Annotated in this window: 14 protein-coding genes; 3 read left to right on the forward strand and 11 right to left on the reverse strand. The window is 37.1% G+C overall.

The window, feature by feature from the left end; genetic code table 11:
- Positions 1–15: 15 nt before the first annotated feature.
- The 9 genes from LV716_RS07490 to LV716_RS07530 all read right to left on the reverse strand — a co-directional run bounded on the left by LV716_RS07490 (position 16) and on the right by LV716_RS07530 (position 10,945).
- The gene (locus LV716_RS07490; RefSeq protein WP_163417124.1) at positions 16–1,047 is read right to left on the reverse strand and encodes a hypothetical protein; all 1,032 of its coding nucleotides are present in this window, start codon (positions 1,045–1,047) and stop codon (positions 16–18) included.
- Positions 1,047–2,168, reverse strand: a complete 1,122-nt coding sequence (locus LV716_RS07495) for a CapA family protein (protein ID WP_163417125.1) — start codon at positions 2,166–2,168, stop codon at positions 1,047–1,049. Before LV716_RS07495 ends, LV716_RS07490 begins: the two co-directional genes overlap by 1 nt.
- A complete protein-coding gene (locus LV716_RS07500) occupies positions 2,146–3,417 on the reverse strand; it encodes an oligosaccharide flippase family protein (protein ID WP_163417126.1) in 1,272 nt (423 codons plus the stop codon). Before LV716_RS07500 ends, LV716_RS07495 begins: the two co-directional genes overlap by 23 nt.
- The gene (gene wecC / locus LV716_RS07505; RefSeq protein ID WP_163417127.1) at positions 3,417–4,658 is read right to left on the reverse strand and encodes a UDP-N-acetyl-D-mannosamine dehydrogenase; all 1,242 of its coding nucleotides are present in this window, start codon (positions 4,656–4,658) and stop codon (positions 3,417–3,419) included. The genes LV716_RS07500 and wecC overlap by 1 nt, the downstream gene beginning before the upstream one ends.
- Positions 4,658–5,737 (reverse strand): non-hydrolyzing UDP-N-acetylglucosamine 2-epimerase, encoded by a 1,080-nt coding sequence (wecB, locus tag LV716_RS07510; RefSeq protein ID WP_233759274.1) that lies wholly within the window; start codon positions 5,735–5,737, stop codon positions 4,658–4,660. Before wecB ends, wecC begins: the two co-directional genes overlap by 1 nt.
- A gap of 103 nt (positions 5,738–5,840) precedes the next feature.
- Positions 5,841–6,833, reverse strand: a complete 993-nt coding sequence (locus LV716_RS07515; RefSeq protein ID WP_163417129.1) for a hypothetical protein — start codon at positions 6,831–6,833, stop codon at positions 5,841–5,843.
- Position 6,834: 1 nt separating this feature from the next.
- Complete coding sequence (locus tag LV716_RS07520) at positions 6,835–8,520, reverse strand: hypothetical protein (RefSeq protein WP_163417130.1); 1,686 nt, start codon at positions 8,518–8,520, stop codon at positions 6,835–6,837.
- A 58-nt stretch (positions 8,521–8,578) separates the two neighbouring features.
- A complete protein-coding gene (locus tag LV716_RS07525; protein ID WP_163417131.1) occupies positions 8,579–10,075 on the reverse strand; it encodes a GH3 auxin-responsive promoter family protein in 1,497 nt (498 codons plus the stop codon).
- The gene (locus LV716_RS07530; protein WP_163417132.1) at positions 10,076–10,945 is read right to left on the reverse strand and encodes a M23 family metallopeptidase; all 870 of its coding nucleotides are present in this window, start codon (positions 10,943–10,945) and stop codon (positions 10,076–10,078) included. It abuts the gene before it with no gap.
- Positions 10,946–11,225: 280 nt separating this feature from the next.
- Here LV716_RS07530 and tatA point away from each other — a divergent pair, with 280 nt between their 5' ends.
- The 3 genes from tatA (at position 11,226) to LV716_RS07545 (ending at position 14,554) form a co-directional block, all read left to right on the forward strand.
- On the forward strand, positions 11,226–11,420 hold the full coding sequence (gene tatA, locus LV716_RS07535) for a twin-arginine translocase TatA/TatE family subunit (RefSeq protein WP_163417133.1): 195 nt from the start codon (positions 11,226–11,228) through the stop codon (positions 11,418–11,420).
- Between the two features lie 168 nt (positions 11,421–11,588).
- Positions 11,589–13,718 (forward strand): OmpA family protein, encoded by a 2,130-nt coding sequence (locus LV716_RS07540; RefSeq protein WP_233759257.1) that lies wholly within the window; start codon positions 11,589–11,591, stop codon positions 13,716–13,718.
- 665 nt (positions 13,719–14,383) lie between these two features.
- Entirely contained in the window at positions 14,384–14,554 is a 171-nt protein-coding gene (locus LV716_RS07545; RefSeq protein ID WP_163417134.1) for a DUF6747 family protein, read from the forward strand.
- An 81-nt stretch (positions 14,555–14,635) separates the two neighbouring features.
- Here LV716_RS07545 and LV716_RS07550 read toward each other — a convergent pair whose 3' ends face one another.
- Together LV716_RS07550 and LV716_RS07555 are read right to left on the reverse strand one after the other, a co-directional pair.
- On the reverse strand, positions 14,636–15,634 hold the full coding sequence (locus LV716_RS07550; RefSeq protein ID WP_163417135.1) for a DUF4837 family protein: 999 nt from the start codon (positions 15,632–15,634) through the stop codon (positions 14,636–14,638).
- A gap of 12 nt (positions 15,635–15,646) precedes the next feature.
- Entirely contained in the window at positions 15,647–17,290 is a 1,644-nt protein-coding gene (locus LV716_RS07555) for a lytic transglycosylase domain-containing protein (RefSeq protein ID WP_163417136.1), read from the reverse strand.
- Positions 17,291–17,342: the final 52 nt, after the last annotated feature.

Below are 17,342 nucleotides of genomic sequence, written 5' to 3' on the forward strand. Positions count from 1 at the left end.
TGCCAAAACTTATACTCAAGCTTGCTGATGTTCTTTAATTACGTCTTCCAACATAAACTCTTGTGGAACAAAACTTCCTTTAGTCCATTCCAAACTACTGTTCCAAAACCCTGGACAAGGGTCATATGCTGCTATAGAAAAAGAATAGCTGATTTCTACAATTACGGGTTTCTTTTTTTCATCAATTACAAAATCAAAAGCAATACATTGTGACCCAATTTTTTTTGTAGATTCAAATGCAATTTTTAATGCTTCAAAATTTATAGTTTGATTGTCCAAATAGCGTATTAAACCGCTTCCAGAAGCCCTAAAATCACCTTTTCTCACAAATCTCTCTATGGCAAAAGAACGATTTCCAATTACTATTATCCTAATATCTGACTTATTGTTCGGTATAAAATCTTGAAAATAGGAATACCCTTTTTCTTTTCCACTAACCTTTTCTAGTCTTGATTTAAGAAAGAGACGTGCAATGCCCTTAAAAATACCCAATAGTGTTTTTAGGTTCTTTTCCTTCCTAAAATGCCAGATTCGATTATAGAACAACGCTCTACGTCCACTAACACCAAATCCAGACCCAAAGCTTTTTTTTATCAATTTTTTAGCCTTACTTTTTGTCCTGACCAGCTTCACATTAATTGCGCCAGCCCCCCCCCTTAGTTTGAATACTTTTGGATATGAAGTTGTGGCGGCCCATTCAAGGGCCTTACTCTTTTCAAAAAAAACGTAGCTGGGAACCGAAGGGATTTTCAATGTCTCAAATAGGTATTTTTGTCCAATTTTATCGTCAAAATGCCAAGACGTGTCAATAGATGGAAACACAGTTATATTGGTCTTTTCAAGCGCATATATCAATTGTTTGGCGAACAATACTGCTTTATAATCTTCTTGGTCCCAGTGCCACAACAAAATTTTTGCGCCTGTTAACTGCTCGATAATATCTGATGAATAACAATCCACCAAAATGTATTCGATTTTATTATTTTCACAATATCGAACCCATCTATCACTAAAACTACCCAACCTTTTATGTATCGCAACTAGCATTATTCTGTCCTATGAAATTTATCCAATACTTCCAAACTTAAGTCATAGTGTGCTTCACATCTAAAGAAATTGTGTAGGTCCATTAAGTCTCTTCTATTTAAAACTTTTTTTTGCAACCCAATTTTTTTAAGTATCCTAAAAAAAATAGATCTTTTACTGTTTAATATAAATAGCCTATTCGCATATTCTTTTTCAACAAACAGTCTCCATTTCTCTTGTAGTTCACTCTCATTTTCAATGGCTTTATTTATTGGCAATACAGTATCTTGAAAGAAAGTTTCTTTTTCTTGTTTGGAGTATAGGCGTATACCATCTATATTTTGGTGAAATGGTATAATCTCAAATTTTTTGATTGATTTTGAATTAAATTTTAATAGAATACCTGTAAACCAGTTTTCCCAGTTTGTCGTATTATGAAAAATAAGATTGCCAAGACTGTATATTATAGGCACATTGTTGTGAATTTCAAAACCACTAACACAATGTGTATGATGGCCGACTATTAAATCCACACCACTATCTGCATAAAATCGATATTGTTTTACCATCCTTGGGCTAGGATAGGGATTAAACTCATGTCCACCATGAATAATTAGTATAATTAAATCAGCTATTTTTCTTGTTTCCTTTATTTGGGCTAAATTGTCTATAAAGTTCATTGGGTTTGCGCCTGCACTATCCTTTTTTGCTGAGGCCCATTCATTTTCTGCAAAATTTAATATTGCAATCCGTTGATTTTCAGATTCTATAAAATACGGTGTTTGGGCATCTTTCAAATTCTTTCCTGCTCCCACAAACTCAATATTGTTCTCTTGGCATGTTCGAATAGTTTCTAAAAGACCTGCTTCTCCATAATCAAGGATGTGATTGTTGGCCAATGTAACTAGATTGATATCTGCCTTCTTTAATGTCTCAACGCTCTTGGTTGAAGCTTTTATACAAGGGCCAGTTTTAGATATCCCTATATTCTCAGTGGTAATAGGAGATTCCAGATTTATAATGGATAAATCCGCTTTTGAGAACAATTCCAAAGAATCGCCCCAAATTTTGTGAGGTTCGTTTATTGCTCTGTTCTCAATGGCCCCTCCTAAAAATACATCACCTCCTATTAAAATTTCCATGTTCCAAAATATAAAAAATGTACCCGATATATATAAGATTTACAAGTATCCCTGTTAATGAGAAAAGCTTTACGCTTAGTAACATACTTCCAGCAAGACCCCCGTAATAAAGACTAAAAAATCTTAGAGTAAAAGAAACTATTTCAATAAACAATTGTTGCTTTTGCCTATTTAATATATAATACATTGCAGATGAAGGTGGGTTTGCGAACATAAGACCGACCCAAAGAAACATCCAACTGGCATAATCGCCCGCCTTAGTCCACTCTGGACCAAAAGCAAAAGCGAAAATTGAGTCTCCCATAAAAAAAAGAACACCCATTGGGGCCAAAGCAACTAAAAGCAATGTAAAAGTGACTTTTTTAAACTTCTTTTTCAAAAGCAAATGGTTTTCATCATGTTCAGCTGCCTCTTTAAAAAAAACCTGTCTTACCGAATTACCAATTAAAGCTGATGGTAGTTGTAAAATTCGCATGGCAAAAAAATATGCCCCTACTTCAATTACACCAAAATAACTTCCAAACATGATAACAGGTAAACCTTGTGATACCGAATTTAACAGGTTTTGGGGAGCAGTATAAAGTGGATATCGGTAAAACTTTTTTGCTGTTTTTTTTAAAACTCTAATATTATGATTGATTGAAATCAATTCTTTCCAAAAAGGTGGGAGAAGTATTAACAGGCCAAAAACAGCTCCAATAATGTTTCCTAGAACCAAGCTTATGCCTGTACCGATAAAAAAAGCTAAAAGAAGCTGACTCCCGGTCAATGATAATTTATCAAAAATGGATTTCTTGGCTAACCGCTTGTATTTTTTTTCTCTGTTTGTTAATTGTATTAATATGGCATTAACCCCTAAGATCAATGACAATGTGCCAATAAGCAATGTTCCTTTTACACCAAATTCTATCCCACTAAGAGCTTTCAGAACTCCTGGGTCAAACAAACCTACCAAACAAAAAAACAAAACAAAACCAACCAGACTAACCGTCGATAGCATTATCAATGCATTTTTTTCTTTATCCTGCTTTGCAGGGACGATGGCCATTTCAAACTTTAAGGTCGCCGTACTGGAGAGTATCAAAGATAGTGTCACCACACCTCCTAAATAACCAAAATCGTTTTGATCGTATAGTCTAGAGAGTATGGGGGCTGCCAAGACTCCCACGCATTGAGCTATAAAAGTTCCTGAAGCTAAAAACGAAACGTTTTTTACAAATTGATTATTTAGACCATTTAAGAGTTTCATCAATAGAAGTTGTTCGATAGAATTCGCTTCTTATCGACTCCGCAAAAATCCAAGACTACCGTCCCTTCGTTTATTTCAATAGATTTAAACTCATTATGAGCAACCAAAAAAACAACGATATCTGCCCTTTCTACCGCTTCTTGATAATTGGTTAGCTTGAATACCTTATGGCTTTCTATATTAGGTTCCACAATAAAATATTCTTCATCATTCGCATTTTGAAGTACTTTTTGAACTATATACTTTGCAGGAGATTCCCTCAAATCATCGATATTTGGTTTAAAGGCCAAGCCCATCAATGCTATGCTTGGTTTTCTTCCGTGTTTTATTTCGAACTCCAATTTGGCATTCTTAACTTTTTCAGCACACCAGAAAGACTTATAGTTATTTATCTCGCGAGCTGTCCCAATAATTTTTGACTCCATAGGGTAATCGGCAACTATAAAATAGGGGTCCACTGCGATACAATGTCCTCCAACTCCACATCCGGGTTGTAATATATTTACTCTGGGGTGTTTATTTGCAAGTTCTATCAGTTCCCAAACGTTAATGTCCGCTTTATCACAAATCAGCGATAGTTCATTTGCAAATGCTATTTGAACATCTCTAGAGGAATTTTCCACCAATTTGCACATCTCGGCTGTTCTAGCATTGGTTTTATGAAGTTGTCCCTTAATAAATTGAGAGTAAAATTCTACCGCCTTATCGGTTGATGCCTTGTCAACTCCGCCAATTACCCTATCATTATTTACCAGTTCAAACATAACATTTCCTGGGAGCACTCTTTCTGGACAGTAAGCTATGTGGAGTTGACCTTTTAGTTCCGGTCTTTTTTCAAAGATAAATTGCATCATCTTTTCAGTTGTGCCAATGGGTGATGTAGATTCAATGATATAAAGGTCTCCCTTTTTTAAAAGGGGAATGATAACCTCTGTAGCTGCATGAACGAATGACGTGTCTGGCTCATTTTTATCCTTAAAAGGTGTTGGAACCACTATAAGGTAGTTGTTAGCTTCAACAGGAGTAATATCAGCTTTTAGATATCCATCCTCTACAGCGCTTTCAACGGCTTTATCCAACTCTGGCTCAATAATATGTATTTTACCAGCATTTATGGTTTTGACAACATGTGGATTAATGTCTACCCCATGAACCGAGGTTTTGTTCTGAGCAATCAAAGCGGCAGTGGGAAGCCCAATATAACCGAGCCCCATCATCACAACTTCAGGTTTTTTATCCATTATTGAATTTTAGATATATAATCTACTATTTTTTTACATGCATTGCCATCTCCATATGGATTGTGAAGCATACTCATTTTTGAATAGGCTTGTCCATCTTCAAGCAATTTTGTTGATTCCAAAATGATTTTTTGCCTATCCGTTCCCACCAAAATCACCGTTCCAGCCTCAACCGCTTCTGGTCGCTCGGTAGTATTCCGCATAACCAAGACCGGTTTTCCCAAACTAGGTGCTTCTTCTTGTACCCCGCCACTATCCGTAATAATCATATAAGACTTGTTCATCAACCAAACAAATGCTGGATAAGACAAAGGGGAAATTAATTTAATATTATCAATATCTCCCAGCATTTCGTGGACTGGTTTTTTAACATTTGGGTTCAAATGCACTGGATAGACAATTTGAATTTTCGGATAAGAAATCGCAAGTTGCTTTAAAGCATCACAAATATTAATAAAGCCCTGCCCGTGGTTTTCTCTGCGATGTCCCGTAACTAAAATCACCTTCTTTTCTGTATCAATTACACTATTCAACTCAGCCACTTCTGAGTCATAGAAATCAACCGATGTTACTTTGTTGACACTATACTTTAATGCATCTATGACAGTATTTCCAGTAACTAAAATAGTGTTGCTTTCTTTGTTCTCTTTGAGTAGGTTTTTCATTGAGGTAATTGTTGGTGCAAAGTGTACATTTGAAATTACCCCGGTAACACTCCTGTTCATTTCCTCAGGAAAAGGGGACTGCATATCAAAAGTTCTGAGACCAGCTTCTACATGGCATACTTTTACTCCAGCATAAAACGCTGCCAAACTAGATGCCATTGTGGTGGTCGTGTCTCCATGAACATAGACAAAATCAGGCTCGTACTCATCAAATACTGTTTTAAGTTGTGTAATTATAGCTGCTGTGAGCGTATGTAAATTCTGATTTGGTCGCATCAAATCCAAATCATAATCAGGTATGATTTCGAAAAAGCGAAGTACCTGATCCAACATTTCTCTATGCTGAGCCGTTACGCAAACCCGTGTTTCAAAAATATTTGGATGTTTCTGAAATTCCTTTACCAATGGTGCCATTTTAATAGCTTCTGGCCGTGTTCCAAAAACGATAAGATTACGTTTTTTTTTCAATAGAAACTTTTAAGATTTAAAATTCGACCCATTTTAAGTAATATAATACTTAAGTAGTAAGATTGGATGCTCGTTTATTTATCGCAATCAACGCAGAAATACCCAAAAAGAGTAAAAGCAACAGTGAAGGAATCAAAATAACACTTCTTCCAAAAAAAGCTTTTTTCACCTGTTGCGAACTCCCAAAATTAATGATGTTTATAGGGTCTTTTTGTTCTTTAAGCGCTATCTTTTTGAGCTCAATATCATAAATCAATTGATTTTTGAGTTCGAATAAACCCGTAATCTCTGTCTTCTCTTCGGCACTAAATGTAATTCTTTGATTTTTGATTTGTTCACCTTCAGATTCAAGGCTCTTTGTATAAGCAGAAATTAAAATATCTATTTGATCGACAAAAATTTCATTTTTCTCGATACGGTCCAATGCGTTTTGCTTGGCGACCTCTGTTAGGTCTCTAAGGTATGTATTTGCATTAATATATTGCATCACTTTTTCGGCAAAGACCCTACCTTTATCAATATCCTTGAATAGAAATGTAATCATATGGCTAGGTTCACTTCTATTTAAAAGTTCAGATTTAATAACATCTGAAAAATCTTCGTTCCCTTGAAATTTTCCCAAAAGTTCTAAATACGCTAAATTTTCCTCTGCATTTTCTTCCTCTTCCATAGGGGAAATAGCGATTTTAAATTCTCGTAAGCTGGAAGTATCTATACCAATTCTTGTAAAAAACTGGAAATTCTCAGCTCTTAAATTATTCTCTATTTCTTCCACAACATTGTATAGATAATCCTTGCTCTCCAAATTAGGTTTAACAATGACTTCTATCTTCATTTTTTTTTCCGTAACCTGATTCAGCCCATAACCGGCAGCCAAACCTATAATAATTAATCCTCCCAATATCAAGGCATGTTTTTTTAAGTACAGGAACAATTTCAAAAAAGCAAGCCCAATTTTATTGAATCCTTTTCCTATCAGTTGGAACAACTGTCCCAAATCTATTTCATCGGATGAATTACTGTTTACTGGTTGATCTGCCATCTTATGTGCTGAATATTTGTTTTAAAATTCTGTCCGTTATCAAATATGTTGGTTTCACGCCTGTAGCTCCCAGTCCACCAGAGGCCAAAGTACTCCCCGTTTCCAAAGGATTGTCCGAGGCGTAATACGCGTAGCGAACTTTTACATCTTTTTTAATACTTTTTCTGATTTTAGAAGCAGATTGAATCGCTTTTTGATAATGAACTCCTTCCATTTCCAACCCGATTACGTTCCATGTCGATTCATGAAAAAACCGAAGAATATCCTTGTTCTGAAGTGATGTTCCCAAAACCGTAACCATCGTGCCTTCCAAAACTTTCAATCCATTGCCTTCAAAATCTGAAGCATTCAATTCATTTTTAAAAGGGTAGTTGTCCGCAGTACCTTCAAAAATATGCGCAGAAGGAATCATTAAATCCCCTTTACCACCTTCCAAAATACCTGCTTTTCCCATAATGGATATAGAATCTACGTTCAGGAACTTTTTTTCGCTTTCTTCCGAAAATGGCTTTAAAAGTTCATCTATCGTTTCAAATGCCTGCTCGCCAAAAGCATAATCCATCACAAATATAACGGGTTTTTCTTCGTTGGAAACTGTATCGGACAAATCATAACAGCATGTATTGTTTCCAAATTTTGCGGAATCAAAAAGTTGGACATCTATGTTGGCTCCAGATTTGTCATCTATAAACAACATGCCGTTCTTTTCTCCCCAATCCTTCACTTTTTTTGAAAATTCCTTGTTCTTGGTAGAGCTTAAGGCTTCATAAATATCCAAAGATTCAGAATCAGGAAAATCCTTGGCAAGAGCTTTTTTGGCAAACAAGGAGTTCATAACGCTATGCATGTTCGCACTTATAATATGGAGTGGCCTGTGTAGTAAATTATGTTTGCTAAGTGTTTGCTTTATTGTTTCTGCCCAGCGCTCCCCATGAATATGGTGTCCTAGTCGTTCACGCAGTATAGGGCTAAAAGTAATGGTACGCTTGTTACCCGTAGTCTCTTCTTCAATGGCCAATTTTCCAAGCCAATAAATAAAGTTTAGAAAGCGATCAGGATTATCTTTCGTGCTGAGTTTGTTCTCAATCTCGACCACATCTTCAAACGTTCTTCCCAATATATTGGCCGTATGTATAAACGCTACTTCCCGTTCTGAATCATCCTTTTCTTCGCTTTGGACAAATTCCGCCAGTTTCGTCCAATCCCTTGTGGTATCATTGCCTTCTTCAACCAAGACACGCTTACATATTTTACCAGATTCTATGAACAAAAAAGTAAGGTGTGTGAGAATATCATAAATATCGCTTCTTCCTCGCGTAATCTCAATGTTCATCTGCTCATCGTCAATACGATAACAGTTTCTTCTCCGTTTTGGTGGTACTATTGCCTTTAGGTGCGATTTGGAAAATCCTTCATCCGAAGTTAAATTGATGAACCTACACTCCTCAATACCTTCTGGCAAACGTTCCAATACATAAATAAGCCCGTTGAGCTCTGCTTTATCTTCGGCCACCGAGCCGTAGATTTCCGGTCTTAATAGAAGCAAGGCATTGCGCAGCGCATTCCCAGAAACTCCTGAAGGCTTATAAAATCCGCGGTTGAGCAAATGCCGCATGGTAATGTATAACCGTTCGATTGCGTTGGTCGATTCTTGGGCCCTGGTTGTTTGTTTTACTTTGTTTGCCATAATTAACTTCTGACAAAAATACACGAATTCGAATGAAAGAAAACAGTTTGTTCAAAGTCTAAATCTGAAACTTGGCTAAATCGTCTGCAACTTTTCGGTCATTGGAAAGCCGTTGCACCTTATTTTGCCCTCCCAGCTTGCCAATGGATTTCATATAATCCTGAAAACCACCCAGTTTTATTTGAGTGATTTTTAAGGGCTGAAGTATATTCCCTTCAATCAAATCTAAATAATAACTGTTCTGTTGCAGCATACTTTGCTCTATGTACTCTGAAAATTTAGAAATTTCCGATGGCGGTCTTTCAAATTCAATAAACCATTCATGATACGGTAGCTCACCATCTTCCGGAGAAGTTTGCGGCGCAACGGTAAACTCGTTTACCAAGGCATCTGTATTTGAAACCGCTGTTTTTAATGCTTCCTCCACTTCCTTTGCTATGACATGTTCCCCAAATGCCGATATAAAATGTTTTATCCTTCCAGAAACAATAATTTTGTAAGGCTTTAATGAAATAAACCGAATGGTATCTCCAATGTTATAGGCCCAAAGACCAGCATCCGTAGAAATGATAAGGACATAATCAACGTTCATCTTTACTTCGCCTATGGTCAAGCGCTTTGCATCCTCCTCAAAAAATTCATCCGCTTTTATAAACTCATAAAATATTCCTGAATTGAGCAACAGCAGCATTCCCAACTCCTTTTGGGAATCTTGATAGGCAAAAAAGCCTTCACTTGCAGGAAATAGCTCAATACTATCCACCTTGCGTCCAATCAAATTCTCAAACTTGGCCCTGTACGGTTCATAGTTTACACCTCCATATATAAAAAGTTGGAAGTTTTTAAAAAGTTCGCCAACCTTTTTTCCTGATTTTGTGTTGAGCTTTTCAAAATACATTTGAACCCAGGAAGGAATTCCCGCAATTACGGTCATATCCTCATTTTCGGTCTCTTCCACAATCTTATCTACTTTGGTTTCCCAATCTTCGATACAGTTGGTTTCCCAGCTGGGCAGTCTGTTCTTTTGAAGGTAATTGGGAACATAGTGTGCAGAAATACCTGAAAGACGCCCTAATTTTATCCCTCCTTTTTCTTCCAGTATTGGACTGCCTTGAAGAAAAATCATTTTACCGTCTACAAAATCCGCATTGCCCGTTTCATGGATATAATTTAAAATCGCATTACGAGATGCTTCAACTTGATGCTTTATCGATTCTTTGGTAATTGGAATATACTTTGCACCAGAAGTTGTACCCGATGTTTTGGCAAAATAAATAGGCCTTTCTGGCCAGAGAACATCGTCCTCACCTGCAATTATGCTTTCTACATACCCCTTAAGTGCTTCATAATCCCTAACAGGCACTTTTTTTGCAAAGTCATCAAAAGTTTTAATAGCCGAAAAGTCATGGTCTTTGCCAAATTGCGTTTCTTTTGCTTTGGTAATAAGGTGCTCAAAAACTTTTTGTTGTGTCCTTATAGGATTATCTGCCCATTTACTTGTTTTTCTAACAATGTTCCTGGCAAAAAGTTTTGCGGCAAATGCTTTTAACGACATTTATTTAAAATCAATATAATTCAATGGGTTTACTGGTTTCCCCGCTTTCCATAATTCAAAATGAAGATGAGGGCCCGTGGTCAATTCGCCTGTATTACCAATTGATGCAATAACTTCTCCTGCACGCACCAAATCCCCTTGCGACTTGGTCAAAGAGCCATTGTGCTTATAAACAGAGGTAAGATTATCTTGGTGCTTAACAATAATAACATAACCTGTTTCTGTTGTCCATTCGGAAAACAAAACGGTGCCATTAGCTATTGATTTTACTGGGGAATCTTTAGGTGCGACCACATCAACGGCAAAGTGCTTGTTCTTTGGGTCGAATTTTTGTGAGACCGTTCCATTAATGGGAGAAAACAACAAGGTCTCCACATTTTCGATATTTCTTTCAAAAAGATTGTATTTATCTTCTAATTCAACCTCTTCGCGCAAGAGCAAATCTTCTCTTATGGGGGTTAGGTCTATTGTGGATGGGTCTAGTTTAAATTTTTCGAACAATGAATCACGGTTCGTTTCATTGTTTTCAATATCTCCTCGCAATACTAGACGAACGTTATCTAAATACCTATTGGTATAATTTAAAACAGTGACCAATGAATCCGTTTTATAGGTAAGTTCCGTGGCCTGTCTTTTCAATCTCGTAGAAGAGTACCCCGGTATGTATTCTCTAAGCGGTGTAAATGCAATGAAGAGTGTGGTAAGCCCTATCAATACAATAATAAAAAGAGTTCCTGTGACAAAAACGTTCAATCTGCTTAGTTTAAAAGATATCTTTTCTTCAAAAGTATTCTCGTTGAGTATGACCAAGCGATACTTGTGCAATAACTTGCGTTTTATCTCTTTTCTCTTTCTCTTGTCCTTTCCCATAATGAACAAAGATAACTTTAGATTTTAATTTTGGTGTTAAGCTTTTTACAATGAACTAACCTTGAGTCGTTCTTTTCTATATGAATTTCGCATTTTATACTATAATTTCACCTTTTTTTACTTTTCTTGCCTTTGCTATGTCTACAAATAATGGGTTAAATACACAACAAAGGTTTTCTATAAAGGCCATAAACAATCTTAGACACTAATTTTCGTTAATACCTAGAGCCTTAAGGTTCTTTTTAGTAATTTTACCTTTCACTTTAAAAGTATTGATACTATGATTGCTCAAACTATTTATCTTGGTATGCTTGGCCCATGGCAAATTGTACTTATCGTACTGGTAGTTCTTTTGCTTTTTGGAGGAAAAAAGATTCCCGAACTTATGAGAGGTTTGGGCAGTGGTATAAAAGAGTTTAAGGACGCATCAAAAGAAGAGGAGAAATTGGAGGGCGGCAAAGAGTCCGAATCTTAATTCCCGCACCACAAGTAATCCCTTTCCAATTCCAGTGTCTTGTATCTACAGGCATTACTGCGCAAAACCTTATTTATACTGCCTACACGCTACAAATACACCCTTTCACAACAAAAAGTTATTTTAGGTACCTCGTTGTTCTATTTTAGCGTTTGAAACTTACGTTAAATGCAGAATGCCCCGTTTAAAACTGATTTTTCTTACGAGGCACTGTTCAGATGGAGTATTATGAAATATCTGATATCAACCTTATCTCTTTTACTTGTAACAGGATTACAAGCACAATCCATTTCTTTTTTACAGTTTGATGACGAAGAGGCTTCAAATGATGCAATTGTTGAATCTTCAAGAACAAAACTTATTCAACAGCTCGATAATGTTGAAGATAAAAAATTAGCAAGATTTATACGCAAAAAAGGAGCATCGGAAAGGTTGATAAAAAAGGCAGATGCCCTTTTTGAAAAGATGTGGTATGCAGAAGCTGCAAAAATCTATGATATGGTTCTGGAAAAAAGTAATGAAGTCCATACCTTCAAATTGCTTTCCAAAGCTGGTGATTCCCATTATTACAGTGGTAACTTGGAAAAATCCTATAAATGGTACCACGAACTGTATGAATCCTACAATGATCGCATAACCGAAGAAACGTTCTTTAAATATGCTCATACCCTAAAGGGTACTGGTCGCTATAGAAGGGCTGCTAAACTCACCAAGGAATTCAACGAAAAAAGAGAAATGACCGAGAAAGAGGTCGAAAAAGAAATCAAGGCTTTAAACGGAAGAGCCTTAGTCGATATAAAAAACATGTCGATCAATTCTGAATATTCCGATTTCTCTCCAATGTTCTACAATGGTAATGAGGTCGTCTTTACCTCGGCCAAAGATTCTGCTTTCTTAACTACAAGAAACTATAAATGGAACAATCAACCTTTTCTTGACCTGTACACGGCCAAGAAAAATGAAACGGATGGAGATTTAACGAATGCTAAAAAGTTCTCTAAAAACATCAACACAAAATATCATGAGGCATCTATCTCTTTTTCACCAGACCAGAAAACCATTTATTTCACCAGAAACAATTATGGAAAAAAGCTAAAGCGTGGAAAGAACGGCATTAATCACCTAAAAATTTATCAATCCAATTTTGTTAATGATGAATGGACCAAGGCTAAAAGCGTTTCTTTTAATAGTGAAAACTATTCCAACGGACATCCTGCCATAAGCTCAGACGGAAAAAGAATGTATTTTGCGTCGGACAGGCCAGGTGGTTATGGGCTTACAGATGTCTATGTAGTAGATATTCTGGAAGATGGTACGTTCTCAGAACCAAAAAATCTAGGTCGAAACATCAATACCGATAAAAAGGAAATGTTTCCTTTTATCACGGAAAACGCACTTTATTTCTCTTCTGATAGGGTCATGGGCGTTGGTGGGCTAGATGTTTATAAGGCAGACTATGCCAATGGTGTTTTTGGAACGGCAACCAATTTGGGTATGCCCATTAACAGTACTCGAGACGATTTCTCTTATATCATCAATGAAGAAACCCAAGAGGGCTACTTCGCTTCCAACAGGGAAGGTGGTAAAGGAGATGACGACATTTACTCTTTTAAGAATATAGTCAATCTAAATGCTATTTCTGGGATTGTTGAAGACCTGGAAACCGGAGAAGTTCTTTCAGAAGCGACCGTTACCTTAATTGATAAGGATAATGCTTGGGTAGCTGAAACCACAACAGCTCTTGATGGTACTTTTATCTTTGAAAACCTTGACCCGCTTTCTAAATACACTATAAACACCGTTAAAAAAGAGTATGAAGAACAAAGCACATCAGTTTCCACAAGAGACAATGAGAGCGTTACTGTAGCACAATCCTTAAAGCCATTGGAGATACTAATTGCTGAGGAAAACGGTGTGCTTGTAGAGGAGAAGGGTGAACTTAAATTTGAAACAGAGGCCATCTATTTTGATTTTGATAGGTTTGCAATCAAAAAACAAGCCGCTACAGAATTGGACAAACTTGTCGGTGTCATGAAGGAAAACCCAAGCATGGTCATCAAGATTGAATCCCATACCGATGCTAGAGGAAATCGCAGCTACAACAAATACCTCTCTGACAAACGCGCTAAAGCTACCAAAGCCTATATCGTATCTCAAGGGATAGATGCTTCCAGAATAGAAAGCGCAATAGGCTACGGGGAAGAAAAACTATTGAACGGTTGTGAGGACGGAACACCGTGTGCCGCTTCCGAGCACAGACAGAACAGACGCTCAGAGTTTATTATTGTAGAAATGTAGGTTCGTTGTTTCAAAACTGCTTTTTTACATCGGCATCCTTCATCTTGCAATTGAAGACTTTGTGCCTCGAGCTATTCGCTTCATACCGAACCTTTCTATAAGTAGTAGAACACAAACGTTCAAAAACTTCACCTTTTAACTTTTACCTGTCCACAAAAAACTTTGCCCTTCATACTTCAAATTACCTGCTATCGCCCACCCGTCAAAAAAACTTCACACTTCGTATTTCGTACCTCATGCGGACTTCGAATCATCTAAAACCCTACAATCAATAACTAATTCCTTTTTCTTAACCCCTAAAAGCTCCATTCGTCAACTCAAAAGGGGCATTCGTCAATTTAAGGTATTTATATCCTGAAGTCTTCTTTACTTTAGCCTCATACATTACCAATTTTTTCATGTGATTGCTTAATATGATGAACCCTTGGCTCCTTGGCCGGGGGTTTGTTTTTTATATAATAAGCTTAAAAAGCAGCAAAACTGGTTTTACATCGGCATATTGCAATTCAACCATTGTATTTTGTCGATAAAACCCTGTGGTTCATGGGTTTTTCAGGGATGCTGTCGGTTTTCATCACAATTTTTTTGCCTTTCATCTTATAGTTTTCTCTCCACACCATGAAAAGCTAATCTTTGCCTTGTCTTTAAATCTTAAATGCATACATATGAAAAATTTACTACTTGTTAAAGAGATATACCTAGAAGGTTTCCGTAACCTTGGACATATTCTAATAAAAAAATATTTTAAGGTATTTGCATGGTTCAGTTTTGTCATGTTCTTTATCGTACTTTATGCTTTTGTCTATCGGATTGCAACAGGATTCGCTTTTGACTAAAGAAACAATTAACAGCAACAAAAAGCCCGGTTCATAATTGAACCGGGCTTTTTATTTTATCCAAAATAATTGTTGAGTCGCCTAGGAACCTTGTTCAAATTCTACGGTCTTTAAAATAGCCTCCAATTCAAACATATAATCCCGTTTTTCGGCAGAGGGGGCAAATGTAAACCCTTCTAAAACAAGCTTTCTATTGTTTTCCTTATCATTGATAATATAGGTCAGAAAAGGTCCTGCCATTGGATATCCGTTAATTTCCCAAATTCCTCTGACTTCTGCTGCTTTCTTACCTCCAATTTCCACTGGAGCAATGTAGGGGGCAAAGGCCTTTTCGGTCATCATATAAGTTTTCTTTCCTGGTACATCTGGTCCGGGAATATATTTTTCCCCAATAGAATCCCTCATTTTGACGATATCATCAACAAAAGTAGAGTCGTTGTCAAAAGCGTTCCATGGCATTTCATAAGCAATGATATTCATATAGCCTTTAGGAATCTGTATATCCATCCATATGAAGTTTTTTTCACGCTTTCCCACTTTATATAAAGAAGGTACTTTTAAATCTATATTGAATTCTTTACTGAGCGCATCATCCTTGCTCAAAGAACGCATAAACCTATTTTGGGCTTCTGAAATCTCTACGCCCTTAAAAGCTTCTATAGCCTTATCCGCCAAAGCATCGATATTGCCTGCAAGGTCATTATACGTTTCGCCCTTGACCACCGCTATTTTTTGGGGCTTGGCATATACATCGGATTTTATGTGCGCGAGGGAAAGTGTATCCTGTTCTACATAAAGCACCGAGCGTGAATACGCAGTTGCTCCTTTAAAAACTTGTGTTGGAATATGGGTTATGGTAAACTTGGGTTCTCCTTGTGGTAGTCCTAGCACAGGTGCGGCAAAATGTTCTCTAATCTTGTCACCGACCCCGCCCTTCCATAGTTCAGTATCCATAACGACCATAAGGGAGTTTATACCACCTGTAGAGGGCGGAAGAAATCGCTCCTTTGGTCCTGTTTCTTTACATGATAATAACATCACCATACAGATGGTGAATAAAAATAGTCCTGATTTTTTCATCTTGTGTTAAATTTACGAAGAACAATCGCACAATTTTAGTTTTGTGCCCGGTTTTAGATTGTTACCACTAAGACCGTTCCATTCTCGTAAATTGTCTACAGAAATACCCGGATATTTTCTTGAAATAGTCCAGAGCGAGTCACCTTCTTTCACAGTGTGTACTTTTGTGCCATCTGCCAAAGCTACCGAAGATGTTGATTTTGACGATTTGGTTTTGACCGTAGCTTGTTTGGCGATATACGGTTTTCTTGGAAAAATGGTAAGCCGTTGCCCTATCCTTAAATTATTGCTCCTTAAACCGTTCCATCTTTTTATTTGACTCACGCCAACACCATATCGCTCTGCGATTTTTCCTAAGTAATCCCCACTTCTAACCTTATACCTAACCTGATCTTTTGCTACGGTCAATTGTGGAAGTGGTTTCTCCAGAGAATCCAATTCTTTTTTTGCATAGGCATAGATGGCATCCTCGTTGCTTACAAATTTTCCGATTTTGGTTACAGGCAATCTAAGTGTGTAGGTCTTTCCTTCTATTTTGGGAATAATATTAAGCTTGTACGCAGGATTTAGCATTTCCAGCTCTTCTGTGCTTATATCCACCAATTTTGAAATCTGGTCAAAAGTGATAAGGTTTTTTACGTGTACGGTGTCCGTTTCAAAATAAGGCCTATCTGCTTTTTTGTACTGGAGTCCGTGTTCTTCCGCATATTCGAAAATATACATCGTTGCCAAAAACGCAGGCAAATATCCTGCTGTTTCGCGTGGAAGGTTTCTACGGATATTCCAATAATTTTTATAACCGCCAGAGCGTCTTATCGCTTTGTTTACATTGCCTGGGCCAGAATTATAAGCCGCAAGGGCCAAATCCCAATCGTTAAAAATACTATGCAATTTGGACAAATATTTACTGGCTGCCTTGGTGGCTAAGATGGGGTCGTTGCGTTCATCTACGTAACTGCTAACATCCAAATTGTACATTTTTCCTGTACTGTACATAAACTGCCAAAGGCCCTTTGCACCAACCCGCGATTTGGCACGTGGGTTCAGCGCAGATTCTATGATTGCCAAATATTTTATTTCCAGAGGAATATTATAGTTATCCAGTTCCTGTTCAAAAAGTGGGAAATAAAATTGGCTCGCCGTTAGCATGCGTTGCATCAAATCCTTTTTTCTTGTCAAAAAAGATTTTATTACACTTTCCAGTGATGGATTATAGGCAATATTGAAAGGAGTCTTCTCATCGATTCTGGCCAATCGCGCTTTCAAAGTATCCGTTGGCAAGTCTATTAAGGTTGTCGCTTCTGTTTCTGGATTTTGAACTTCCAAAAGCATTTCACTGAACAGTTGTGCGCTATTGTGCAGTTCCTTTAGCCACAAGCTATCGTATTTTCTAGCTTCTTCCAAGTCTTGAAGCTTGAATCCTTTTTTCCCGTCTATTTCCACCAATCCCCTCTCACCATCGATTGTGTTTTCTGTAGCTTTTAGCTGTAAGGGCACTATCTCTTTTCCCGAAACGGAATCTGTCTTGGCAGATATTGTTTTAAGTGTTTTATTTTCCGTTTGTTGTGTCCCAATGGAATCTTGTACTTGTGCTACGAGTAATCGTGTTGAAAGAAGAAGTGCTACGAGCGCAACGGTTTTTAAATTTTGATTCATTTTGGACAAGGCTTTTTTTATTTTTGGGGCAAACGAAAATGGTGTTTTTTTC

It is taken from the genome of Flagellimonas sp. HMM57, assembly GCF_021390175.1.
Lineage (GTDB): Bacteria > Bacteroidota > Bacteroidia > Flavobacteriales > Flavobacteriaceae > Flagellimonas.

What these genes read in the sequence shown, in the direction of transcription:
- wecB (WP_233759274.1), bottom strand. Translation starts at nt 5,737, where the DNA reads ATGGCACCATTGGTAAAGGAATTTCAGAAACATCCAAATATTTTTGAA.
- LV716_RS07525 (WP_163417131.1), bottom strand. Translation starts at nt 10,075, where the DNA reads ATGTCGTTAAAAGCATTTGCCGCAAAACTTTTTGCCAGGAACATTGTT.
- LV716_RS07545 (WP_163417134.1), top strand. Translation starts at nt 14,384, where the DNA reads ATGAAAAATTTACTACTTGTTAAAGAGATATACCTAGAAGGTTTCCGT.
- LV716_RS07495 (WP_163417125.1), bottom strand. Translation starts at nt 2,168, where the DNA reads ATGGAAATTTTAATAGGAGGTGATGTATTTTTAGGAGGGGCCATTGAG.
- LV716_RS07555 (WP_163417136.1), bottom strand. Translation starts at nt 17,290, where the DNA reads ATGAATCAAAATTTAAAAACCGTTGCGCTCGTAGCACTTCTTCTTTCA.
- wecC (WP_163417127.1), bottom strand. Translation starts at nt 4,658, where the DNA reads ATGGATAAAAAACCTGAAGTTGTGATGATGGGGCTCGGTTATATTGGG.
- LV716_RS07515 (WP_163417129.1), bottom strand. Translation starts at nt 6,833, where the DNA reads ATGGCAGATCAACCAGTAAACAGTAATTCATCCGATGAAATAGATTTG.
- LV716_RS07540 (WP_233759257.1), top strand. Translation starts at nt 11,589, where the DNA reads ATGCAGAATGCCCCGTTTAAAACTGATTTTTCTTACGAGGCACTGTTC.
- LV716_RS07490 (WP_163417124.1), bottom strand. Translation starts at nt 1,047, where the DNA reads ATGCTAGTTGCGATACATAAAAGGTTGGGTAGTTTTAGTGATAGATGG.
- LV716_RS07500 (WP_163417126.1), bottom strand. Translation starts at nt 3,417, where the DNA reads ATGAAACTCTTAAATGGTCTAAATAATCAATTTGTAAAAAACGTTTCG.
- LV716_RS07550 (WP_163417135.1), bottom strand. Translation starts at nt 15,634, where the DNA reads ATGAAAAAATCAGGACTATTTTTATTCACCATCTGTATGGTGATGTTA.
- LV716_RS07520 (WP_163417130.1), bottom strand. Translation starts at nt 8,520, where the DNA reads ATGGCAAACAAAGTAAAACAAACAACCAGGGCCCAAGAATCGACCAAC.
- LV716_RS07530 (WP_163417132.1), bottom strand. Translation starts at nt 10,945, where the DNA reads ATGGGAAAGGACAAGAGAAAGAGAAAAGAGATAAAACGCAAGTTATTG.
- tatA (WP_163417133.1), top strand. Translation starts at nt 11,226, where the DNA reads ATGATTGCTCAAACTATTTATCTTGGTATGCTTGGCCCATGGCAAATT.